This window comes from uncultured Brachyspira sp., assembly GCF_944388875.1.
Lineage (GTDB): Bacteria > Spirochaetota > Brachyspiria > Brachyspirales > Brachyspiraceae > Brachyspira.
The window spans coordinates 208,341-232,837 of sequence record NZ_CALXKQ010000003.1 but is presented as its reverse complement, the minus strand read 5'-3'; the positions used below and the strand labels follow the sequence as shown (position 1 = coordinate 232,837).

General features: G+C 28.6%; 23 protein-coding genes and 1 riboswitch. Of the genes, 15 read left to right on the top strand and 8 right to left on the bottom strand.

Going from position 1 to position 24,497, the window contains the following annotated elements; all coding sequences use genetic code 11:
- The first annotated feature begins 5 nt into the window (after nt 1-5).
- The 11 genes from lepB (at nt 6) to Q0J69_RS04435 (ending at nt 12,271) form a co-directional block, all read left to right on the top strand.
- The gene (gene lepB, locus Q0J69_RS04485) at nt 6-737 is read left to right on the top strand and encodes a signal peptidase I (RefSeq protein WP_297204683.1); all 732 of its coding nucleotides are present in this window, start codon (nt 6-8) and stop codon (nt 735-737) included.
- A gap of 17 nt (nt 738-754) precedes the next feature.
- Nucleotides 755-1,042, top strand: coding sequence for a hypothetical protein (locus Q0J69_RS04480; RefSeq protein WP_297204681.1), 288 nt, complete (start codon nt 755-757; stop codon nt 1,040-1,042).
- A complete protein-coding gene (locus Q0J69_RS04475) occupies nt 964-2,007 on the top strand; it encodes an MFS transporter (RefSeq protein WP_366030218.1) in 1,044 nt (347 codons plus the stop codon). The genes Q0J69_RS04480 and Q0J69_RS04475 overlap by 79 nt, the downstream gene beginning before the upstream one ends.
- 46 nt (nt 2,008-2,053) lie before the next feature.
- Entirely contained in the window at nt 2,054-3,982 is a 1,929-nt protein-coding gene (locus tag Q0J69_RS04470; protein ID WP_297204678.1) for an oligopeptide transporter, OPT family, read from the top strand.
- Nucleotides 3,975-4,370: a PqqD family peptide modification chaperone gene (locus tag Q0J69_RS04465; RefSeq protein ID WP_297204676.1), complete on the top strand. Its 396-nt coding sequence runs from the start codon at nt 3,975-3,977 to the stop codon at nt 4,368-4,370. Before Q0J69_RS04470 ends, Q0J69_RS04465 begins: the two co-directional genes overlap by 8 nt.
- A 91-nt stretch (nt 4,371-4,461) precedes the next feature.
- Nucleotides 4,462-5,376 (top strand): cysteine synthase family protein, encoded by a 915-nt coding sequence (locus Q0J69_RS04460; protein ID WP_297204674.1) that lies wholly within the window; start codon nt 4,462-4,464, stop codon nt 5,374-5,376.
- Between the two features lie 19 nt (nt 5,377-5,395).
- Nucleotides 5,396-6,106: a serine O-acetyltransferase EpsC gene (gene epsC, locus Q0J69_RS04455; protein ID WP_297204672.1), complete on the top strand. Its 711-nt coding sequence runs from the start codon at nt 5,396-5,398 to the stop codon at nt 6,104-6,106.
- A gap of 179 nt (nt 6,107-6,285) precedes the next feature.
- Nucleotides 6,286-7,308, top strand: coding sequence for a sugar kinase (locus Q0J69_RS04450; protein WP_297204670.1), 1,023 nt, complete (start codon nt 6,286-6,288; stop codon nt 7,306-7,308).
- A 33-nt stretch (nt 7,309-7,341) separates the two neighbouring features.
- Entirely contained in the window at nt 7,342-8,751 is a 1,410-nt protein-coding gene (gene murD, locus Q0J69_RS04445; RefSeq protein WP_297204667.1) for a UDP-N-acetylmuramoyl-L-alanine--D-glutamate ligase, read from the top strand.
- A gap of 87 nt (nt 8,752-8,838) precedes the next feature.
- Entirely contained in the window at nt 8,839-10,665 is a 1,827-nt protein-coding gene (locus Q0J69_RS04440; RefSeq protein ID WP_297204664.1) for an ABC-F family ATP-binding cassette domain-containing protein, read from the top strand.
- Nucleotides 10,666-10,690: 25 nt separating this feature from the next.
- Nucleotides 10,691-12,271 (top strand): amidohydrolase, encoded by a 1,581-nt coding sequence (locus tag Q0J69_RS04435; RefSeq protein ID WP_297204662.1) that lies wholly within the window; start codon nt 10,691-10,693, stop codon nt 12,269-12,271.
- 264 nt (nt 12,272-12,535) lie between these two features.
- On the opposite strand, the gene Q0J69_RS04430 is transcribed toward Q0J69_RS04435, so the two are convergent.
- The 5 genes from Q0J69_RS04430 to Q0J69_RS04410 form a co-directional block, all read right to left on the bottom strand.
- On the bottom strand, nt 12,536-13,609 hold the full coding sequence (locus Q0J69_RS04430) for an acyl-CoA dehydratase activase (RefSeq protein ID WP_297204659.1): 1,074 nt from the start codon (nt 13,607-13,609) through the stop codon (nt 12,536-12,538).
- A gap of 27 nt (nt 13,610-13,636) precedes the next feature.
- Nucleotides 13,637-14,785, bottom strand: coding sequence for an aminotransferase class V-fold PLP-dependent enzyme (locus Q0J69_RS04425; protein ID WP_297204656.1), 1,149 nt, complete (start codon nt 14,783-14,785; stop codon nt 13,637-13,639).
- A 374-nt stretch (nt 14,786-15,159) separates the two neighbouring features.
- Nucleotides 15,160-16,308, bottom strand: a complete 1,149-nt coding sequence (locus Q0J69_RS04420) for a double-cubane-cluster-containing anaerobic reductase (RefSeq protein ID WP_297204653.1) — start codon at nt 16,306-16,308, stop codon at nt 15,160-15,162.
- 219 nt (nt 16,309-16,527) lie between these two features.
- Nucleotides 16,528-17,679 (bottom strand): double-cubane-cluster-containing anaerobic reductase, encoded by a 1,152-nt coding sequence (locus tag Q0J69_RS04415; RefSeq protein ID WP_297204651.1) that lies wholly within the window; start codon nt 17,677-17,679, stop codon nt 16,528-16,530.
- 133 nt (nt 17,680-17,812) lie between these two features.
- Nucleotides 17,813-18,901, bottom strand: a complete 1,089-nt coding sequence (locus tag Q0J69_RS04410; RefSeq protein ID WP_297204649.1) for a cell surface protein — start codon at nt 18,899-18,901, stop codon at nt 17,813-17,815.
- 145 nt (nt 18,902-19,046) lie between these two features.
- Here Q0J69_RS04410 and Q0J69_RS04405 point away from each other — a divergent pair, with 145 nt between their 5' ends.
- Complete coding sequence (locus tag Q0J69_RS04405; RefSeq protein ID WP_297204647.1) at nt 19,047-19,955, top strand: hypothetical protein; 909 nt, start codon at nt 19,047-19,049, stop codon at nt 19,953-19,955.
- Between the two features lie 25 nt (nt 19,956-19,980).
- Here the strand turns inward: Q0J69_RS04405 and csrA are convergent, their stop codons facing one another.
- The 3 genes from csrA to Q0J69_RS04390 all read right to left on the bottom strand — a co-directional run bounded on the left by csrA (nt 19,981) and on the right by Q0J69_RS04390 (nt 22,013).
- The gene (gene csrA / locus Q0J69_RS04400) at nt 19,981-20,232 is read right to left on the bottom strand and encodes a carbon storage regulator CsrA (protein WP_297204643.1); all 252 of its coding nucleotides are present in this window, start codon (nt 20,230-20,232) and stop codon (nt 19,981-19,983) included.
- Between the two features lies 1 nt (nt 20,233).
- Nucleotides 20,234-20,698, bottom strand: a complete 465-nt coding sequence (gene fliW / locus Q0J69_RS04395) for a flagellar assembly protein FliW (RefSeq protein ID WP_297204640.1) — start codon at nt 20,696-20,698, stop codon at nt 20,234-20,236.
- A gap of 61 nt (nt 20,699-20,759) precedes the next feature.
- Nucleotides 20,760-22,013, bottom strand: a complete 1,254-nt coding sequence (locus Q0J69_RS04390; protein ID WP_297204637.1) for a flagellar hook-associated protein 3 — start codon at nt 22,011-22,013, stop codon at nt 20,760-20,762.
- A 205-nt stretch (nt 22,014-22,218) separates the two neighbouring features.
- On the opposite strand from Q0J69_RS04390, the gene Q0J69_RS04385 reads away from it, so the two are divergent.
- From Q0J69_RS04385 to Q0J69_RS04375, 3 genes are all read left to right on the top strand, one after another.
- A complete protein-coding gene (locus Q0J69_RS04385) occupies nt 22,219-22,560 on the top strand; it encodes a DUF5674 family protein (protein ID WP_297204636.1) in 342 nt (113 codons plus the stop codon).
- An 18-nt stretch (nt 22,561-22,578) separates the two neighbouring features.
- Nucleotides 22,579-22,914 (top strand): hypothetical protein, encoded by a 336-nt coding sequence (locus Q0J69_RS04380; protein ID WP_297204632.1) that lies wholly within the window; start codon nt 22,579-22,581, stop codon nt 22,912-22,914.
- 31 nt (nt 22,915-22,945) lie between these two features.
- A riboswitch (TPP riboswitch) is annotated at nt 22,946-23,060 on the top strand.
- 89 nt (nt 23,061-23,149) lie between these two features.
- Nucleotides 23,150-24,478 (top strand): YjiH family protein, encoded by a 1,329-nt coding sequence (locus tag Q0J69_RS04375; RefSeq protein WP_297204629.1) that lies wholly within the window; start codon nt 23,150-23,152, stop codon nt 24,476-24,478.
- The last annotated feature ends 19 nt before the right edge of the window (nt 24,479-24,497 follow it).

Here is a 24,497-nt window from a genome sequence, read left to right as displayed (position 1 = left end):
AATAGATGAATTATTCTTATGATAAAGAAGAAATAAGAAAAGAAAAAAGAAATACCATCAAGGCTATTTTTAAACCTTTTATCTTTATATATTATAGGAGCAATAGTCTTTTGTATAGGGCTATTGCAAGACTTGTATTAGGTTTTATTATAGCATTTATTATTTTTGGTATTGTTACTTTATTTGTAAGGTTTGATAGGATGAAAAGCTCTACTATGATGAATACTATTGAACCTAATGATTTATTAATTACTTCAAAGCTAAAATATGCGGTAGCATTAAGACCTTTTGTATCCTCTCTTACTGGAAAAACTATTGTTTTTTCAAGACCTAAAAGAGGCGATATTGTATTTATGATAGACCCGAGAACGAAGAGAGAGTTTTTTTTAAAAAGATTTGCTTCGTATTTTGTATATTTTGCATCTTTTGGTAAAGTCAATATATCAAGAACTAGATATTTAATAAAGCGTGTTGTTGGTCTTCCAAATGAAACTATAGAGATTAGAGATAAGGTTGTATATATAAATGGAGAGATTTTGAATGAACCTTGGGCTAATATAGGAAGCGATGACAGAATATTGGATAGAGAAGTTTCTGCTAGAGATAACTTCGGTCCCTATATTATAGGATATAATGAATATTTTGTTTTATCTGATAACAGAGATTATGGTTATGACAGCAGAGATTTTGGAAATGTACATTTTTCATTAATAGATGGAAAAGTAATCTCTAAATAAAATGAAAAGGTGTTAATATGAAATTAAATTATACGCATACTTTATATGCCAGCTATAACGGCTACATAACACAGGCTGTGATAAATATATTTCCGCCTCTAATTTTTATAGTGTTTCAAAAATACTTTGGTATATCATTAACTCAAATAGGTTTATTATCATCATTTAATTTTGCTGTTCAGATGATTATAGATTTTTTAGCAATTAAATTTATAGATAAAATAGGATACAGACTTCCTATAGTTTCTGCTCATATATTTTCTGCTTTAGGTTTATTTTTACTTGGTGTACTCCTTTTTATATAAATCCATACTTAGCAATACTTATATGCTTTTTTATTAATGCTTTAGGAGGTGGCTTGATAGAGGTTTTGATAAGTCCTATTGTAGAGGCACTTCCTGAAAAACAAAAAACTAAAGCTATGAATATACTGCATTCATTTTACTGCTGGGGTTCTATGGCTGTGGTGATATTTTCAACTTTATATTTTAATATATTCGGAATTGAAAATTGGAGGTATATGTCTATGATTTGGGCTTTAATTCCTCTTGTAAATATATTCTTATTTGCCAATGTTCCTATCAATATTTTAAAAACACATAAAGATAATATGCATGATAATAATACTGTTTCAATTAGAAAATTATTATCAGTAAAGATAGTATTAATATTTGCAGTTCTTATGATATGTGCAGGAGCAAGCGAACAGTCAATAGCTCAATGGGTTTCATTATTTGCTGAATTGGGGCTTAATGTTAATAAAAGTATAGGCGATATATTCGGGGCATGTATGTTTGCATTTTGTATGGGTATAGTAAGGCTTATTTATGCTATGAACTCGGAAAAAATAAATATAGAAAAAGCATTAATGATATCATCTTTATTTTGCGTTTTTGGATATATTGTAACAGCTTTTAGTCCTTATGCTTTTTTATCATTAATAGGATGCGGTATTACTGGTCTTTCTGTTGCTATAATGTGGCCTTCTGTATTTAGTTTAGCATCAAAAAGTTATAGTAAGGGAGGCACAGCTATGTTTGCTATGCTTGCTTTAGCTGGTGATGTAGGGTGTTCATTAGGTCCTGCAATAGTAGGGTTTGTTTCAAATAATGAAAGCATTATTAATAAATTCAGTTTTATTATGATTAATAATAACAGCGTTCAATTATCTATAAAAACAGGTATTTTCTTTGCGGTATTCTTCCCGATTATCATGTTTATAACTTTATTTTTATTTAAAAAAATAGAGAATTATAATATTAATATTTAATTGCTCTCTTTTTTGTATATAATTATACTATAGGGGGAAAATTATTATGGATGATGGCAGTAAATTAAATAATATTAGAGAAAATTCTATTGTTAAAGAAAAGAAATTATCAAAATATGCTTACGGCGGTATAAAAGGAGAGGATTATATACCATTTGTACCATCAAATATTAAAATGCCAGAAATGACAGTATATTCTTTAATTTTAGGTGTAATTTTTGCTGTTATATTTGCTTCGGCAAATACATATTTGGGTCTTAAAGTAGGACTTACAATATCTTCAGGAATACCAGGGGCTATACTTTCAATAGCCATATTTAAAACTTTATTTAAAAGAAATAATATATTAGAAGCAAATTTAACATCTGCACTTTCTGCATCGGGTCAGTCAATAGCAGCAGGTATTATATTTATATTACCAGCGGTTATTTTATTTGGTATGGATCTTTCTATATTAACTATAGTTATAATTACTATAATAGCTGCTTTAATGGGATGCTATTTCATTACACCAATAAGGAGGTATTTAGTTGTAGAAGAGCATGGAAAGTTAATATATCCTGAGGCTATGGCACAGTCAGAAGTTTTAGTTATAGGTACTGAGGGCGGAAAGGGATTAAAATATGTTTTAATGGGTTTGTTTTCTGGTTTTATTTATAAATTGCTTTCAGGAGGATTTGGTTTCTGGAAGGAGAAGGCTAATTATATAATACATTCATACCAGAACACTATGATAGGTGCTGATACATTGATTTCGCTTCTTGGTCTTGGATTCATTATCGGTATAAAAAGTTCTTCTATAATGTTTGCAGGCGGTATTATGTCATGGCTTGTATTTATACCATTAATAAAATATTTTGGATCAGATATTAATATGACGGCACAGGAAGTATGGAGCAGCTATATCGTTTATATTGGTGCAGGAGCTTTGGCTATGGGAGGTTTTATATCATTAGGCAAATCTATACCTACTATTATAAGCTCATTGTATAAATCAATAAAAAATATAAATAATAATTCATCTAATATTGATAGAATAAATAGGGATGCTCCTATTACAATTATTCTATTGTCGGCATTGATTGGTTTTGCAGGAACATGCCTTATTCCAAGTATAAATGGCGGTATATTAGGAGGATTATTAGCTGTAGTATTTTGCTTCTTTTTTGCTGTTGTATCTGCAAGTATAGTAGGTATTGTAGGTGCAAGCAATAATCCAGTTTCAGGCATGACTATAGCAGCACTTCTAATAGCGGCATCCTTATTCAAACTTACTGGACATATAGGAGATGATGGAATAAGAACTGCACTTTTGGTTTGCGGTGTTGTATCAATTTCTACTTCAGCATCAGGGGGCACAACTCAGTCATTAAAATCTACGTTTATAATAGGCGGTACACCAAAAAATATTCAATTAGGTGTAGTTATATCTTTGATTACGGCATCATTTGCTTCAGGTGCAACCCTCATTCTTATGCATAATGTTTACGGACTTGGAACTGAGTCTGTACCTGCTCCTCAGGGCGTATTAATGAAGCTTATAGCTGAAGGTATAATGTCCTCTCAGCTTCCTTGGACTCTAGTAGTGATAGGGGCTTTTATAGCCGTATTTTGCTCTATGACAGGATTGCCTGTTCTTGCTGTTGCTTTAGGTTTGTATTTAAATATAACATTAACAGCATCAATATTTATAGGTGCTTTAATTAGACAAGTTGTTGAATATAAATTTAGAAATGATAATAATTCAAATGAAAAAGCTATAAAGAAAGGAATATTATTATCATCTGGCTTGGTTGCAGGCGATTCTATAACTGGAGTAATTATTGCTGTAATGGCTGCTTTTAATATACATATTAATTTTGCTGAAAATTTATTTGGTTTTGGAAATTTAGCGGCATTTATTATGTATATTTTATTTTCTATATTAATGTATTTATATATTGTAAAAAGATCAAAAGAGAATAGATATGAGTAATATAAATAAATATAATGATAATTTTGTTATGTATGTTCCAAAAATAATACATGATAATTGGAAAATAAATGATGAAGGAAAAGTTTTATTAATATTGGATAAACATAATATAATTACAAAATTTTCTTCTTGGATGTTAAACAAGGATATAAATAAAGATATAGAATTTGATGAACTTTCCACATCTGCTTGGCTTAATATAGACGGGGAAAGAAGTATATTAGAGATAGCCTTATTGCAAAAATATAATACAGATGACTCTTTTGATGATGCACTTACAAGGCTTGTTTATTTTATGAATTATATTTACAAGAATAAATGGATAGCATATAAAAAGATAAAAAATATGGATAATATTGATATTATTAATATAATAGATAAAATATAACTGTATTTATTATTTTTGAATCTTTATATGTTGTTTTTATTATGATATTAATGTATATTAACTGATACGTATATATTTTGGGAGATTTTTAATGGTATATAACAGCATACTTGATTTAATAGGAAACACTCCTATTTTAAGATTAAAAAACATAGAATCAAAATTTGGTTTGAAAAGTAAAATAGAACTTTACGGAAAAGTTGAAAAGAATAATCCAGCTGGTTCTATAAAAGACAGAGCCGTTAAGCAAATTATATTGGATTTGTTTAAAGATGGTAAATTAAAAGCAGGTTCTACAATAATAGAACCTACATCAGGCAATACAGGTATAGCTATGGCTGCTATAGGAAGATATTTAAAATTCAATGTTATAATAGTAATGCCTTCTTCTATGTCTGAAGAGAGAAGGAAATTAATAAGAGATTATGGTGCCATATTAGAATTAGTTGATGGAGGCATGAGTGCTGCTGTGGAAAGGGCTAATCAATTAAATAAAAAAATTCCTGATTCTATTATTCCTGGACAATTTGTAAATTCATCCAATGTTATGGCACATTATCTTACAACAGCTGTAGAGATATTTAAAGATATTCCTAATCTTGATTATGTTTTTTCTGGTATTGGTACAGGCGGCACTATAACAGGAATAGGTCAGTATGTAAGAGATAATAATAAAAAGACTAAAGTTATAGGTGTTCAGCCAGAATCTTCTCCTTTGCTTACAAAAGGAAAAGCAGCAGCTCATAAGATACAAGGAATAGGACCTAATTTTGTTCCTGAAATTTTGGATTTGAGTGTTGTAAGTGAGATAATGGATGTATCAGATGATAATGCTATTAATACAGCAAGAGAGATATGTTTTAATGAGGGCTTGCTTGTTGGAATATCATCAGGAGCCAGTGTATATGCTGCTGTAGATTTTTCTAAAAAACTGGAAAGATCAGAAGAAAATATTAAACTTCTTTGTATTTTACCAGATACAGGAGAAAGATATTCTTGGAATTAATTTATTATTGGATATAATTATGAAATTAAAAACTTTTAGCGAATTGCCAAATCAGAAAGATATTAAAGAAATAATTAAGCTTGTCAGAGATTATGTTTTCCCAAATTTTTTTAGGGAATCTGAAAACAAAGATATGGTGAAAAAAAGCATAGCAAGACTTTATATGAAAGTGGTTACAGATGATTCTGCATTGCTTGATTTTATAGAGCAGCTAGATGATATTGCCGTAAGTTTGGAAAGAGATTTAGAGTTCTTTTTTCAATCAGACCCTGCATCAAAATCTTATGATGAAATAGTATTAACATATCCTGGTTTTAGGGCTATATTTAATTATAGAATAGCACATATATTTTACAATCAAAAAGAGTATTTAATAGCAAGAACAATATCTGAATTTGCACATTCAAAAACAGGTATAGATATTCACCCTGGGGCATCTATAGGAGATTACTTTTTTATAGATCATGGAACAGGTATTGTTATAGGAGAAACTACTGTAATAGGACATCATGTTAAAATGTATCAGGGTGTTACATTAGGTGCTTTATCTTTAACTAATGGAAGAAGTTTAGAGGGGCAGAAAAGGCATCCTACTGTTTGTGATTATGTTACAATATATGCTAATGCTTCAATATTCGGCGGAAATACGGTTATAGGAGAAAATGCTATTATAGGTGCTAACTGTATAGTATTGGAATCTGTTGAAGAGAATAAAAAAATAACTCTATAGTTTAAAGTATTTTTTATATTTAAGAATAAGAAAGGAGAAGAAATATTAACTTCTCCTTTTTGTTATTTAAAATTATATTATTTTATAATAAATATGATTTATTTGATTGAAATAATTATTAACATAATATAATATTATGTTAATAAAGTTATGTTAATAATATAATAAAGGAATTTTTTATGTCTTCAGTTATAACTTTTGGTGAAATAATGTTAAGATTATCACCGCCTTCAAATTTAAGATTTGTTCAGACTGATTCTTATGATGCTAGATTCGGAGGCGGAGAAGCTAATGTTTCTTTTGCGTTATCAAATTTTGGTATAGATACTTCATTTGTTACAAAACTTCCTAATAATGATATAGGGCAGGCTTGTATTAATGAGCTTAGAAGGTATGGAGTTGATGTTTCAAATATAATTTTGGGAGGAGATAGAATAGGGATATATTTCTTGGAAAAAGGTGCAAGTCAGAGGGGATCTAAAGTAATATATGACAGAGCTAATTCTTCTATATCAAAGTCCAGCAAAGAAGATTTTGATTGGGATAAAATTTTTAATAATGCTAAATGGTTTCATTTGACAGGTATAACTCCTGCACTTGGAAAAAATGTTGCTGAAATTTGTATTGATGCTTGTAAGAAGGCTAAAGAAAAAGGTTTGACTATAAGTTTGGATTTAAATTTCAGAAAAAAATTATGGACATCCAAAGAAGCCAATGAAACTATGAGTAAATTGATGCCTTATGTTGATATATGTGTTGCTAATGAAGAAGATGCTGATAAGGTTTTTGGAATAAAGGCAAAGGATTCAAATATTATAGAGGGAAAATTATCGCATGAAGGATATAAAGATGTGGCAAGAGAGATTGTAAAAAGATTCAATGTAAAAAAAGTAGGAATTACTTTAAGGGGTTCTATTTCTGCAAGTGAGAATTTATGGTCATGCATGCTTTATAACGGCGATGAATATTTTTTTTCAAAGGAATATTTAATAAAGATAGTTGATAGGGTAGGCGGAGGAGATAGTTTTGCTGCTGGTTTGATATATTCATTTTTGAATGGAAAGGATGACAGAGAGGCATTAGAGTTTGCTGCTGCCTCAAGCTGTTTGAAGCATTCTATAGAAGGTGATTTTAATGTTGTAACTGTTGATGAAGTTATGACTGTTTATAATGGTGATGCTTCAGGACGAATACAAAGATAATTAAGTTTATAATTTTTTATTTGGTGTTGTAAAATGATTTTTAATTTAAATAAAACGTATATAAAAGTACTAAAGAAACAAAATATTTTAATACTTGGTGCTGCTTTAAGAAGCGGAGTAAGTATTGCCAATGTTATATATGATATTAATACTTCTATGAATATTAATATAAAATATGCATTGAGCGATAGTAAAAGTGAAAGCGAACTTCAAGAGAGTATAAATGCATTAAAAGATAAAAAAGTAAAGATTTTTTTTGGCAAGCAGGAATTATCTATTTTGGATGATATTACTCTTATAATAATTTCTCCTGGAGTACCGCGTACTATTCCAATAGTTGCTGAGGCTGAGAGACGCGGAATAAAAATTATAGGTGAAATTGAGTTTGCATATAACCTTCTTCCTAATAGAAATTATATAGCTGTAACTGGTACAGACGGAAAAACTACAACAGTTACTCTTATTCATAAAATAATAAGTTCATACAAAAAGGCTAAACTTTTAGGGAATGTAGGAAATACATTTACTAAAGAGATTGAAAATATAGAGGAAGGTGAAGATGTTGTATTAGAGCTTTCAAGTTTTCAATTAGAAACAGTTGAAAAATTTCATGCACATATAGGTGTTATACTAAATATTGCTGAAGATCATCTTGACAGATATAACAGTATAGAAGATTATTTCAATGCCAAAAAAAATATAAGTGTTAATCAAAATAAAAATGATTTTCTTATACTTAATTATGATAATATATACACCAATATATATTATAATGAACTGCTTAATAACTGCAAGATGAAGCTTTTAACATTTTCTATAAAAAGTAAATTTGCGGATATTTATTATAATGAAGAGGATGAATATATATATTATAATAATGAGAAGCTATTTTCTATAAAAGATAGGAAGATATTAGGTAAGCATAATGTAGCAAATATATTAGCTGCTGTGCTTGTATGTTTGAAAGATGGAATACCTATTGAGCATATAGAGAATACTGTTAATAATTTCAATGGAATAGAGCATAGATTAGAATTAGTTTCTGTTATAAATGGGGTGAAATATATTAATGATTCTAAAGCCACATCAATGAATGCTGTTATGAGTGCTTTGAAGTCTTTTGATAAAGATATTATACTTATAATGGGAGGACGTAATAAAAATATAGATTTTACTTCTTTAAATAATATTATGGAAAACAGACTTAAAAAACTTATACTTATTGGTGAGGCTGCTGAGTCGCTTGATTCTATGCTGCATTTTGAAAATAAGATTATAGTAAAAGATTTCACTGATGCTTTTAATTATGCTTCTGCTATATCTATAGACGGTGATACTGTGCTTCTTTCACCTGGATGTGCCAGTTTTGATATGTTCAAAAATTATGAGGAAAGAGGGAAGTTTTTTAAGAGTTTAGTATATAAGCTAAATAATATTTCTTAAAAATTATTGTATTTTTGTATTTGAATATTTTTTAAAATTATTATAGAATTGTAGACTAATAAAAATAAAAAATGTTTAAGTAAAAATATGGCTAGAAGTATTATAAACATAGTAAATATATCCAAGAGATTTGTTCATAAGGTTTTGCTTGATAATGTAAATTTGCTTATAGAAGAAAAATCTAAAATAGGCATGATAGGACGCAATGGTGCGGGTAAAACTACGCTTTTAAAAATTCTTATGGGGCTTGAGGAGCCTGATGACGGAGAGATAATACTTTCTGATGATGTAAGAATAGGTTATTTGCGTCAGCAGGGTGATTTTGATGAAAATGAAAAAGTTATAGATTATCTTGTAAGAGTTACAGGAAAAGAGTCTTGGAAATGTTCTAAAATAGCCAGCAGATTCGGAATAGATCATATAAAAGTTAATTACAATTTAGGAAGTTTGTCAAGCGGTTATAGAATGAGGGTTAAGCTTTCTGAGATGATGCTTTATGAACCAAATTTTTTGATATTAGATGAGCCTTCAAACTTTTTAGATTTAAATACATTGATAGATTTAGAGAATTTTTTGATGGATTATAACGGAGGATTTTTAATAGTTTCGCATGATAGGGAGTTTTTAAAAACAACATGCGAAAAAACTATAGAAATGGAAAATGGAAAAATAACATATTTTCCGGGTAATATAGAAGATTATTTTGAGTACAAAGAAGAAAAAGAATATACAATAAAGAAATATAATAAAAATATCGAAGAGAGAAAAGCACATTTAGAAAGATTTGTTGAGAGATTCAGATATAAAGCTACAAAGGCAAAAGCTGTTCAGTCGCGTATAAAGCAGATAGAAAAATTAAAGACTATAGAGATAAATCATCCTTCCAAAAATGTTAGAATTAAACTGCCTGAAGTACCTGAAAAAAAAGGTTTTGCTCTTATTTCTGATGATTTGGCTGTAGGATATGGTGAAAAAATAGTTGCAGAAAGCGGACGTATTGAGATACCTAGAGGAAGCAGAGTAGCTGTTCTTGGGCAGAATGGAGAAGGTAAAACTACTTTTTTAAGGACTATAGCAGGAAGACTGGAGCCTGTATCTGGAAGCTATAATTATTCATACGGCATAAAAATAGCATATTTCGGAGAGGATACATATAAGAATATTACAGCGAATGATACTGTATTGTCATATTTAAAAAAGAATGCTAAACAGGGGCTTCTCAGTCAGGAATTGTTAACACTTTTAGGAAGTTTTTTATTTTCTGGGGAGGATGTTAATAAGGATGTTAAAGTTTTAAGCGGAGGAGAGATGGCTAGGCTTTCGCTTCTTGCAGCTATAACTCAATGTGCTGATGTACTTATTTTGGATGAACCTACAAACCATTTAGATTTTGAAACTGTTGAGGCACTTGCTTCTTCTCTCAGAGATTACGGCGGAACAATATTTTTTACTTCGCATGACAGGACTTTTGCCAGTATGCTTGCCAATTCCATTATAGAAGTGAAAGATAAGAAACTTTCACTTTATCCTTCAGATTATGAGGCTTATGTTTATAGGGTTAGGCTTGATGCTTTGGAAGAGGAGGAAAGAGAGTTAAAATATCAGGAGAATAATAAAGAGGCTGTAAATAAGGATAATAATTCAAATAGCAATGAGGAAAAAAATAGTTATGAAGAGAGAAAAAAGATGAGAAATAAACTCTCTAAATGTGAGGCTTTACTTAAGAAGCATGAACAGCAGATTGAAGATTATAAAAAGGAAGAGGCTGAAATATTAAAGTTTTTTGAAACTTCATCAGGATATGATGATGAAAAAAGCAGGAGGCTGCTTGAGGTTAAGAAGTTAATTGAGGATACTGAGAATGAATGGCTTTTAACTAATGAAGAAATAGATAGTATAAAGTCTGCATTATAAATACTTTTATAAAGGGAGAAAAGTAATGAGAATTTTTAAAAATGCCAAAATTTATTCTATGGATAAAGATGATAACATTTATGAAGCTGTTGCTGTTGATAATGGCAGAATAGCTTTTGCAGGAAGTAATGAAGAGGTATTAAAAAAGTATGCCGATGCAGAAGAGATAATAGATTTAGAAGGCAGAACTGTTATACCGGGATTTAATGACAGCAATGTAAATTTTGTTTCTTATGCACGTTTTAATACTATGCTTGATTTAAGCGGATGCAAGTCTATAAGAGAAGTAATAGAAATTTCACAAGCAGCTGAAAGATATAATGATTGGATTATAGGAAGAGGATGGAATCAGGATTATTTTGAAGATAAGAGAATGCTTAATAAATATGATTTGGATAATATTTCCAGAGAATATCCTGTTGCTTTTAGAAGATGCTGCGGAGAGATGATAGTGGCAAATAGTAAGGCTCTTGAGATATGCGGAATTACAAGTGATATGCAAAGCGATACTATAGATTTTGATAATGGCTTAATAAGTTCAAAAGCTATGACTTTAATTTTAGCTAAGATTAAATCATTTGAAATTGATACATTAAAGTCTTTAATACTTGATACTCAGGAAATATTTTTCAAAATGGGTATTACTTCTGTTCAGACAGATGATTTGAGAAGTTTGCCTGATTTAGATTATAGAAAAATTATAGATGCATATCAGAAACTTCATAGAGAAAAGAAATTAAAAATAAGAGTATGCGAGCAGGCACAGTTTATCAGTAAAGAAGATATTGATGATTTTAGACAGTATTATTACTATCAGTATATAGATGATGATAGATTTAAAGTAGGGCATATTAAATTGATAATAGACGGAGGCATAGGCTCAAGAACTGCTCTTTTGAGGGAGGATTACAATGATTCAAAAGGTTTCAGAGGCGTTACACAATATAAGCAGGATGAACTTGATGAGTTAGTTGAATATGCAAACAGTTTAGATTATTCTCTGGCAATACAGGCTACTGGAGATGGTGCTATTGATATGGCATTAAAATCTATAGAAAAAATAAAAGATACTAAAGATTTTAAATATAGAAGAAATGGATTAGTACATTGCCAGATTACAGATAAAGAGTTATTTGAAAGAATGAAAGAATTGAATGTAGGTATATATTATCAGCCTGTATTTCTTAATTATGATATGCATGTTGTTGAAAATAGGGTAGGTTATGATAAGGCTTCTACGAGTTATGCTTATAAAACAGCTATGGATATGGGAGTTAATATAGGATTTGGTTCTGCTGGTCCTGTTGATAGTATTAATGTTATGGAGGGTATACATTGTGCTGTTAATAGGGAAGATTTAAAAGGATGGCCTGAAGGAGGATGGATGCCTCAGGAAAAACTCACTGTAAAAGAGGCAGTTTATTTATATACTATGGGAAGTGCTTATATGTCTTTTGAGGATGGTGTTAAAGGAAGTATTGAAGAAGATAAACTTGCTGATTTTATAGTTTTAGATAGGGATATATTTGAGGTTGACACTAAGGAAATAAAAGATATTAAGGTGTTAAAGACTATAGTTGATGGGGATATAGTTTACAGTATATAGTTATTATACTGAGATACTAAAAAAGGATTTGGATATATATCTGAATCCTTTTTTATTTAACAAATATGTTTTATAAATTTATTAGACTTATTTCAAAACTCATTTTATTTATAATTGTTGGAACTACTACATATTTATTTTGCTGCCAAAGTATGAACATCCGCCAAATGACTGCATATTTATATATAAAAAATAATTAACTATACAACATATAAAATATTATGTTTGTAATTAATCTTGTAGAGTAGCTCTAATATATTATATTTATTTAGCTATTTCATAGCAATTATCATATTCTATATCATTTTCTTTTAATATATTTATTAAATTATCTTTCAAATTGGTTTCACTTTCCCAAGACATACCGCATCCTGCAGATATTTCACTTGGTATAGATATTATTTTTCCAAGTATTTCATTAGTTTTTGACATAATATCTTTAAAAGCTTTTTCTGCTCTCATAACATCTGTTATAGTATTGAAAGTTATAACTAATTTTTTTTCTTTATTCTCTTCTTTTTTTATATTGCTGTTTTCAGAGGTATTTTTTGTAATATTTTTATTATTAGAGTTTTTTTCAAATCCGATAATAGCTGCTCCTATAGCACCTGCATACTGACCTCTGCTGTCTGTAATAACTTTACCGCCTAAAGTTTTTTCTAATGTTTTAACTAAATAATCGAATACGCATAATCCTCCTGTAAGAAAATAAGTATCATCTTTAAACTTTCCGCAAAGTGAAGCAACTTTATTTGCAACAGAATTTACTATAGCATAAGCAATCTCGCTTTTTTGTTTTCCGCTTGATTTAAGACTTATAACTTCAGTTTCTGCAAATACTGTACACATTGAGCTTATAATAACATCTGTTTCCTTACATTTTTCTGCTTCTTCTAGAAGGCTAGGTATAGAACATCCTAAAGAATTAGACATTAACTCTATAAATCTTCCAGTACCTGCAGAACATTTATCATTCATAATAAAATTATCAACTTTTCCATTTTTTATGCTTATTATTTTAGTATCCTGTCCGCCTATATCTATTAAAGTGCCATTCAAATTATTAAATAAAAAATTAGCACCCTTAGCATGACATGTAATTTCTGTTACAGTCTTATTAGCATACTCTATTGATACTCTTCCATATCCTGTACCCACAAAGTATGAATCTTCTATATTTATATTTTTCTCTTTCAGCATATCCAAAATTTTTGAAGCTGCCTCAATTCCAGACCATCCTGTAGGAATCATAAATAGTTCTCTTAAATCATTAATATTATCATCATAAACTGCAACCTTTGAAGCTGTTGAGCCTATATCTATACCAATATAATACATTTTAATTTCCTTTAATTTTAATTTATTTTATAAAAATTTTTTACTAATTTGTTTTACTGCATTAATACCTTTTTCAATTTCTTCTTCAGTATTAAAATAAGAAAAGCTAAATCTTACAATACCCTGTTTAACTGTATTCAATGATTCATGCATAAGAGGGGCACAATGTCCGCCTGATCTAGTAGCTATATTATATTCATTTGCAAGTATGTCAGAAATCTTTGCCGAATCTATTTCCCCAATATTTAAAGCAACTATTGATGTTCTATTTTTCGTATTATAATTACCATAGAGCTTTATATTTTCTATATCTTTAATTCCATTATAAAAATAATCTGCCAAATCTTTTTCACGTTTTCGTATTTTTTCAACAGTTTCATTTTCTATAAATTCTAATGCCGCATTAAGTCCAGCTATAGAATGACTATTTAAAGTACCTGCTTCAAGTCTTGTTGGCATATTTTCAGGCTGTGTTTTAGAATATGTTTTTATACCAGAGCCTCCGCTTTTCAATGGCTTTATTTTAATATCTTTTTTTATACATAATCCTCCAGTACCTTGAGGTCCCATTAAACCTTTATGTCCTGTAAAGCATACTATATCAATATTGCTTTTCTTCATATCAATATCTATTGAACCTGCACTTTGTGATGCATCCAAAATAAATAATATATTATGTTTGGAGCATAAACTTCCTATAAAATCTATATCTAAAACATCTCCTATTACATTAGAGGCATGAGTGCATACAATAGCCTTAGTATTTGATTTTATGCTCTTTTCTATATCTGAATAATTTATTTCACCTTTTATATTTGCTTTTATTATAGTTAGTTCTGCACCAAGTTCCTGCATCTCATAAAGCGGTCTTAATACGCTGTTATGTTCCAAAGAAGTTGTTATAATATGAGTATCTTTATGATTTTCTATTGTTCCTTTAATCGCAGTATTTAATGCTTCTGTGGAATTGCTTGTAAAGGCAGCATAATTAGGGCTGTAGCCATTAAAAAGTTTAACAATTCTTTCTCTTGTATCTAATATGACTCTTTCACTATTTAAAGATGATTCATAAGACCCTCTTGAAGCATTTGCAAAACTATTTATGGCATTGAAAACTGCTTTAGCAACAGTTTCTGGCTTTTTTAATGTTGTTGCTGCATTATCAAAGTATATCATATTCCTTCCTATTATTGCTAATAAAAATTGTTCGCTTTAATTATACAGCTAATAATTTCCGTATGCTCACAATTTTCATATTGTTATTGCTAATAAAAATTGTTCGCTTTAAATATATCGCTAATAAATTTACCGTATGCTCATAGTTTTATCTTTATTCCAATTATAATTAAAGCTATAATTTTATTTGTGTTAATAAATACAGTTTCATTTTTTATCTAATAAATGAATTATTAAAAGTTTACAATTTTTATGATTATTATTGCTAAAACTAACTTATTTAAAATATAAAGTATTTTTAATAATTTGAGTTTATAACCTAGTTATAATATAATTATAACTAAAGCTATAAACTCATAATTTATATTATTTAATTACAGCATTTCAACAAATGCTTCTAATCTAGTTCTAATTTGAGGAGCATCGCTATTAGAATAATTTGTTTCTATAGCCAAATATGATTTTCCGCATCCTTCTACAGTACGTCTTACTTTTTCTGTTTCTATAGCGTAAGTATGACATGCTGTGAGTGTAACATCTATAACACCATCAACTTTATATTCATCTATATATCTTTTTATTCTTTCCATCCTCCCGTCATTATTAACCATAATAGAACAAGGGATATTTAAATATCTTTCAGCAATGGCTTCTATTGGGTCTTTATTTTCATCAACTAGCATTTCATGATTTTTTGTTCCTGAACAATTTTCTATACATACAACAGAACCGCCTATTTCTTCTATTTGTTTTATTACTTTATTTACAACACCTCCAGTAGGACATCCTGTTATCAATATTCTAGGAGTATCTTCAGTAAATGGAGTTTCTCCTCTTTCATATTTTGCTTTTGTATCTGCAATAGCTTTTTTAATTTCTTCAAAGAATTCTTTTTTATCAAATTTAAAGCTTGATGAACTCATAACATCATGCAGTTCTGTTCCTTTAACAGGAGAAGGTACTAATTTAGCAAGAGAGAAAAATTCTTTCATAAGAGTTCTCTCTTCATTGAATAATTTTATAGCATCTCTTAATTTTTCTTCTGTTATTTTTACATTAAACTTTTCTTCTAATTTTTTTATAAGTATATTTAATTCATTTTTCCAAAGCTCAAAGGAATAATAATTTTTTGTATGAGGCAATTGCATAACATGAGTATCTTTTACTTCTCCCAAAAGTTCATACATCTTTTTCTTTCCGTCGCATGTAGTTTCTCCTACTATTAAATCAGAGAAATACATATAGGGACATTTATCTGTTATAGCAAAACCGTAGCTTGATTTTATTAACGGACATAAGTTTTTAGGCAGATATTTTTCAGCTTCAGGTATAGTTTCATCACTTGTAGAACATAATGATACAGATACTGCATTAGCAGCATATATTAATTCTTTTGGCGTATAGGTACAAAAAGTCCCTACTACGTTTCTTCCCTTATCTTTTTCTGCTTTCATAGCAAGAAAACCTTTTTTACGTGCATCGGCAAATGTTTCAAAAATTTCTGGTAAAGCGTTATTGGACATTGCATTACTCCCTAAAATATATTTGTTTTATAAAAATAGAAATGAAATTCTATATCCTATAGAATGAATATTATATTATATGTCTTGTATATTTTTTAGATAGATATGAAATGGATACTATCAATTTGTTTACAGCAAAATTAGTAATCATAACCGAAATTATAATAAAAATGTAATTATTTGTCAATTAAATAATTTATTTTTCTAAAAAAAATATAGCTATAACATTTCAATAAATGCTTCTAACCTAGTTCTAAGCTGAGGAGCATCACTGTTAGAATAATTAGTTTCTATATTTAAATATGATTTTCCGCATTCTTCTACAGTACGTCTTACTTTTTCTGTTTCTACAGCATAAGTATGACATGCAGTAAGTGTAACTTCTATAACCCCATCTATATTATATTCTTCTATATATTTTTTTATTACATCCATTCTGCCGTCATTAGGACTCATAACTGAACAAGGTATATTAATATATTTTTCAGCAATGGCTTCTATTGGATCTTTATCTTCATCAACAAGCATTTCAAAATTTTTACTTCCTAAACAGCTTTCAAAACAAACAACACTTCCACCCACTTCTTCAATCTGTCTTATAACTTTATCAACAAGTCCTCCAGTAGGACATCCTGTTATTAATATTCTAGGTTTATTTTTATCAGATTCTTTTTGTTCGCTTTGCAAATATGTTTCTTTTATACTCTTTACTAATTGTTTTATTTCATTTATGTATGCTATTCTGTTAAATTTATAATTAGATGAATGCAAAGCCTCATGCATTTCACTTCCTCTTATAGGGGAAGGATTAAGTTTTCCTAATTCATATAATTCTTTTATTGCCCTTCTTTCTTCGTTAAATAGTTTTATAGAATCTCTTAATTTTTCTTCTGTTATTTTTATATTAAATTCTTTTTCTAGTCTTTTTATAAGTTCTGATATTTCATTTTTCCAAAGTTCCAAAGCATATTCATTTTTTGAATGAGGCAGCTGCATAACATGAGTATTTTTTATTTCTCCTAAAAGCTCATACATCTTTTTCTTTCCATCACATGTGGTTTCTCCTACTATTAAATCAGAGAAATACATATAAGGGCATTTATCTGTTATAGCAAAACCATAGCTTGATTTTATTAACGGACATAAGTTTTTAGGCAGATATTTTTCCGCTTCGGGTATAGTTTCTTCATTTGTGGAGCATAATGATACTGATATGGCATCAGCAGCATATATTACTTCTTTCGGCGTATAGGTGCAAAAACTTCCTACTACATTTCTTCCCTTATCTTTTTCTTCTTTCATAGTAAGAAAACCTTTTTTACGTGCATCTGTAAATGTTTCAAAAATTTCTGGTAAATTCTTATTAGACATTGTATTACTCCCTGAATATATTTGTTTTATAAAAATAGAACTCTATATATTATAGAGTTCTATTTTTGAATTCTATATTTTTAGATATATGCTATTATTTTTAATTAGCATAAGTCTTTTATTATTTCAGTTTTTAATATCTCCATATTCCCCAAACATCCAATCCGCCTCCAAATGCATTATTTATATTAAAATCAGCATTTTTTCTTGCTATATATTGTCCTTCAGCATAAGCTGTTAATCCAAATGTTAAATTTTCGATTAAAGTAAGCTGTAACTCTCCTTCCATACCATAATGCAGATTATAAATTCCATCAGTTTTATATATACTTCCTTCAAACATTAATCTAGGCATTACATAAAAGTATATAGCACCTAATTTTGACTCAAATTTGGCTGGCAATAGTACATAGAATCTCATACTGTCTGTAGCCCTTTCCGTTTGTTCAGTATCACTATATAGATAATTTATTAAAGTATCTTCTACATATCCTGCATCTATAGTAGCCCATCTAGCTCCTATACCATAATAGAAAGCAACTTTGGCAGGTATGCTGATTTGAACTGGATAATTATCAAATCTCGTAAGCATTATATCTCCATACAAAGAACCTCCTATAACCATAGGTGCTATATTAGTACCTCCTACAGGATTTGTAACGGTAGAAAGCTGAATTCCATAATGGAGCGATATTGTAAATTCATCCAGTAATCCGCTTCTAAACATAAATGAAAACTTAGGAGTTGTGCTTATAGATGCTTTTCCTCCATAGTAGTTAGGGTCTGACAATGAGAATGAAACAGGGAGAGATAGTCTATATCTGTCATTAGCGAACCCAAATGAAAAAGAATGGCTATGTGATATAGGATTACCTCCTTTTGTAATATCATTATATAAATTAAATTGATAACCAAAAGCGAACATTCCATAACTTAAGCCTACAAAACCTTTAGGCAAAAATGCTAGTTTTCTTTTTCCATCTGTTCCTATTGTTTTATTATCAACTATATGTGTTAAATCTAATAATGATACTCCCAATTTAAAAGGGGTATTATGATTCATAAGCGGAGCAAAGTCATATATTGTACTAACTCTGTCTGTACCAAATCTTGTTGATGTTACTCCTTCTATTAAGTTATGCATATTATCTTTATCTACAATATCATCTATAGCAAATACAAAAGAATTTAACAGCAGCAATAAACAAATAATTTTTTTCATTTCTTCTCCACTTATTATTTTTTATATAAAAATATATTTTTCAGGATAGTTTATAGTAGAAATACTATTTTTTCAAGTGTTTATTAAATCATGTATTATATATTTTTACATTAATTAAAATTTTTTTCTTCCGATAAATCTAGCAATGATAAAAGATTTTTTATATTTTATAATAATAATATTTTCTAAAACTGTAATTGATCTATTTCAATTATTCGGCAGTATTATAATATTCGGATTTGTTTTATATGTATTATCTTCTATTACGAGAAGAATATTTGCTAAAACATTAGGTTCAAAAATAGAGGTTTATATTACAGGATGGATAGGAACTCCTATACATGAACTTTCACATGCATTATTCTGTTTATTATTCAGACATAAAATCAATGATATTAAACTTTTCAATACCAAATCTGATACTATAGGATATGTTTTGCATAGCTATGATTCAAGAAGTTGGTATCAGCAGATAGGAAATTTTTTTATAGGAGTAGGTCCTATTATTGTAGGAACATTAATAGTATATTTGCTTTTCCTATTATTAGCACCAGAATTAAAAGAGAATGTATTTGCAATGCCTAGTATAAAATATAAACAGGTATTTAATTCAGAGATTTTGTCTATTGTATACTACACTATATCAAGTATTTTTATATATACATATAATATTTTTGTTAATATAATAAAAAATATTATTGTAAACTCTTCATTTAAAAGCATAACATTTTGGATATTTTTATATTTTTCAATAGCAATAGCATCTCACATGGAATTAAGTCCTGCAGATATTTCTCATGCTTGGAAGGGTATAATAGTTATTTTTGCTGTTTCATTAATATTTAATACATTTTTAATAATTATGAAAGTATTTTTTAAATTTGATATTCCAAGTTCATTTTATGTATTTATCAATAGGATTCTTACTACTTATAACATGCTTTTGATATTTTCATGTATTATATCATTATTTAATGTAATAGTATCATATATAATTCTGACGCCTATTAATGTAATAAGAAATGGAAGTTTTATTAATCCATTCAGTAATTAAAATGATTTAAATAAAGAGTAGGGGATTATTTATTATTTTTTCCAAATTTATTTTTTACAAAACTTGTTAATATATTCAATTTATCAGCTGTAGCTTCTTTAGATGCTTCTAAGTTCTGACTTTCTATTTCTTCATAAACTTCTTTTCTAAAGATTTTTACATTTTTAGGGGCATTGATTCCAAGTTTAATTTGATCTCCCCGTATATCAACAAGCATTATTTCTATATTATCACCAATTACTATGCTTTGATTTATTTTTCTAGAAAGTACAAGCATTTTATGAACTCCTTTCATGCGTATTATTTTCAGATTCTTCGGATAATATGAAATGTCTTGTGGTGTATTTATCTCCAGAAACAGTACATTGTTTTGCTTTATGATTTTTTATATTAAAAACTACGGGTGCTATTAGATTAGCACTCATAGTTTTAAAATCATCATTTGGTATGCTGACTATTGTTAATAGGTATAAGTCTTCATGGTTTTCTATACCTAAATATTTTATATCATCATCATGCACATCAGGTTCATAATCTTTAAATACCAGAAATGGATCTATAAGAATAAAACATATATTTTTGTCATCTTTGGATTGAAGAATCTTAAAAGTACCTTCTTCATCCATATTAACAAGATAAAACTCATCATAGTCTTCAAAGGCTAGTATAGTTCCATTTAGATGATAAAGAGAATCATCTGAAACCTCAACTTTTCCTAATATCCTAGATTCTATTTCAGGCATAAATTATTTCCTTTATATATTATAAAATTAATTATCTTTTAAGCATTAAACTATAAACTTATTATCTTAAATAGTCCATAAGAGTTCTGCCTAATATTCTTCCAGCAGTTTGTAATGAAGCATTATGAGCATACTGCCACATATTAAAGTTAACAATTTCTTCAGCATAATCTATATTTTCATTTTTAGCTAAAGCCTCTTGAATGGATAATTTTTGATTTTCAAAGCTGGTATAACCCATATCAAGTCTTGTTACTTTAGAAGAAGCATTAGCCTGTATAGTTGCAACATTATCCAAAGAACTATCTATATAACCTAAAGCCTCACTTCCTATAGCTCTTACATCATCATTAAGCATAGCATCTCTTAAATATATTAAAGTTTCAAATACACTTTTACCAGTTACTAAAGCACTAGGTTCATAGTTATTTTCAGGATTATTTGCTGATCCTACTCTAACCAAACCTATATCCTGTAATACTGTTCCTCCTGCTAAATCCTGTAAAAGTATTTTATGAGGTGTTCCTGTTTTTAATTGTATAACTTTAGCACCGCCTCTTAAATCTCCTATAGTTGCACTTACATTTCCATTAGCATCATTTATTCTTTGAACTATAGCTTCAATATTATCGCCTTGTTTAATATTGATAACCATATCATCTATCATAATATCCTGATTTTCAGCAGCTATATATGTAGAAGCATCTGTAGTAGATATAATTTCCATATCAGTTCCCCAGAATGCATAATTACCCGGAGTTGCTACATTAATAACCTGTCCGTTTTCTACTTCTCTGTTTTGAGCATTGCCGTCGCCTTCATATATAACAGATCTTATTATTGAGCGTCCTGCTTTTTCATCATATCCGTAAAGAGCTCTGAATGGGGCAGTTTTAGTGCTTGTACCAGAAAATACAAATTCTCCCTTACTTTGAGTTTTGGAGATGTCATATATTCTTTCTATCATCTCTTCAACTTCCATAGCCATTTTAGCTCTGTCATCGGCACCGTAAGTACTGTTTGCACCTTGTACTGCTAAATCCCTTGCTCTATTTAAAGCTTCAGTTATTCCAGACATAGAATCATGAGCAACGCTTAATTTTTCTTTTCCATCAACTATATTGTTTTGATATCTATCAACGGATGACATTCTAGTTCTGTAATAGATAGAATTAATAGTTGATGTAACATTCTGGTGAGGGTACTGCACCCTTTGACCAGTAGATAATCTAGTTTGAGAAGCTTCCATCTCACTATAGTTTCTTTTTATTGTACTAACTGTTCTATTAAATTGGGCTTGTTCAGTAACTCTCATTTTTTATCTCCTGTTTTTAATATAGAAGTGATTATTATATCGTTATCATTCTCGTAATAATCTAAAATCTTTTTATAATTTTTTTATTTATATAATTATTTTATTATTAAAGATACATATTAATTATCGGAATGTATAAGCATAAAAAACATTATGATTAAATTTTATTTATTTACCGTTAATATTTACACGGAGTATTAATATTATGATAATTATTAAAGAAAGTATAAAAATTGATGAAGTAAAAAATATGCTTGGAAATTTTTTTACAGATATGGTTAAAGGAGTTGTTGATATTAGAAAAAAGGAACTGGCATTGGATGCGGAGCTTCATAGCGATTTGGAATCTTTATTAATAGAGAATGGTTCTTTGCAAAATGACCTATGGGGCATTAATATTTATCCTAATTTAGATGGCGAAGATTTTTTGGAATTTGATTCTTTAATAAATATACGTCCTTCAGATAATAATAAAAGCAGATATGTAGAAGATGATGATATTAGAAAAGAAATAATTAATATAGTAAATAATTTAATAATTAGATGATTATATAAAGGTAGATTTATGAATTATATGCATAAAGATTTATCAAAAGGAAGATGGAAAACTTTAAGTCTTGCAGAACAAATGGCAAATATTGGAAGCGAAGTTTATAGAGCAATAAAATTTAAAAATAAAAATAATTTAGAATATTCTATAAATTCAGCCTACAGAGCATTGGAATTGATAGATATAACAATAGAGGCACAGTATAAAAAACACAGCATAAAAGAGTTTACAAGATTAAGAGAAGTATTATGCGATTATTTGCTTGGAGATAATGAATATAATACAGATGAAAGAATTATGAAATATTTTGATAATTTTGCATATATTCTTGCCAGCAGAAAAGGAAAATAGTTTGAAATAATTATAATTTTATTGTATAATATACAAAAATTAGGGGAGCTTTAAAAGGCTGAGAGTAAGTTTTAATTCATCTGAATAACTTAGACCCTTATAACCTGTTGGATAATGCCAGTGTAGGGAAATATTTTTTTAAGTTTTCTAATATTATATTCATTTTTTATTTTTATACACTCATTATTTTCATTAAGGTTTCTCTAAATTATAATCTATATTTAAGGAAATTTTTATGAACTCAGAAAACGTTTTAAATAATACTAAATTATATACCAAATCATCTTATTTAAAGTTTATTGTATTTAGTTTTATAGGCGTATTTGTATTATTTATACCTATTCAAATAGGGAATGTTAAATCCATACCAATAGATCATTTGGTAAGTTTTATAAGAAAGATTCCTTTTGTTGATCCCTATTATGGTATTTTAATAACTATGTTTGGGGGTATATATCCTTTTATTAGTAAGTCTTGGAATAAGAATAAAACAGAAATATTTTTTTCATTTATAAAATTATTTTCTATTCCTTTTATTATAATGGCTTATTTCGGATTAGGACCTTCTGATTTTCATAAACCTAATATGCTTCTTTTTTCTTATAATCTTCTTACTCAAATAGCATTAATTAATAGTGTAGGTTTTATATTTTTATCATTTTTAGTAGATTACGGACTTATGTCATTTGCTGGTATATTTATGCGTTGTATAATGAAGCCTATATGGAAAACTTCAGGCAGGTCTTCTTTAGATGCTATAGCTTCATTTGTAGGCAGTTATTCTATTGCTCTTTTGATGACAAGCAAAGTTTATAAAAAAGGTTATTATTCAAAAAAAGAAGCCTGCATAATAGCCACTGGATTTTCTACTGTATCTACAACATTTATGATAGTAGTTGCTAAAATGTTTGGGGTTATGGATAAATGGAATATATATTTTTTTGGTACTATGTTAATTACATTTTTGGTAACTGCTATAACTGTAAGGCTTTATCCTTTAAGAAGCAAACCTAATAATGGATATATGGATAAAGAAGTTAAAGAAGAGCCTGTATATAAAGGCGGAAATATTTTTAAGCTTGCTTTAAATGAGGCTGCTGATACTGCTAGTCATGCGGATAATTTTTTCAGCAGTGTTATTAAAAACTTAAAAGAGGGGCTTATGGTTTCTATTTCAGTTATGCCTAATTTTATGGCTATAACTTTTATTGGACTTTTAATAGTTAATTATACGCCTATATTTGATGTTATAAGTTATATATTTCTTCCTATTACAAAATTATTAGGTTTAGGAGATGAGGCTTATATAGTGGCAAAGGCTTGTTCTGTTACATTAGTAGAGATGTCATGCTCTTCTAGTATTGTAATGTATGCTAGTCAATTTGCTAAGTCTGTTGTCGCTGTAGTTTGTGTTGCTGAGATTTTATATTTTGCTGCTCCTATACCAGTGATGCTTGCTGTGGGAATACCAATAAGTATAAAAGATATGATGATAATATGGGTTGAGAGAATAGTGCTTGCTTTATTATTTGCTGTGCCTTTTGCTTATTTCTTTTTAAGTTAATAAAATAATGGGAGTTTTT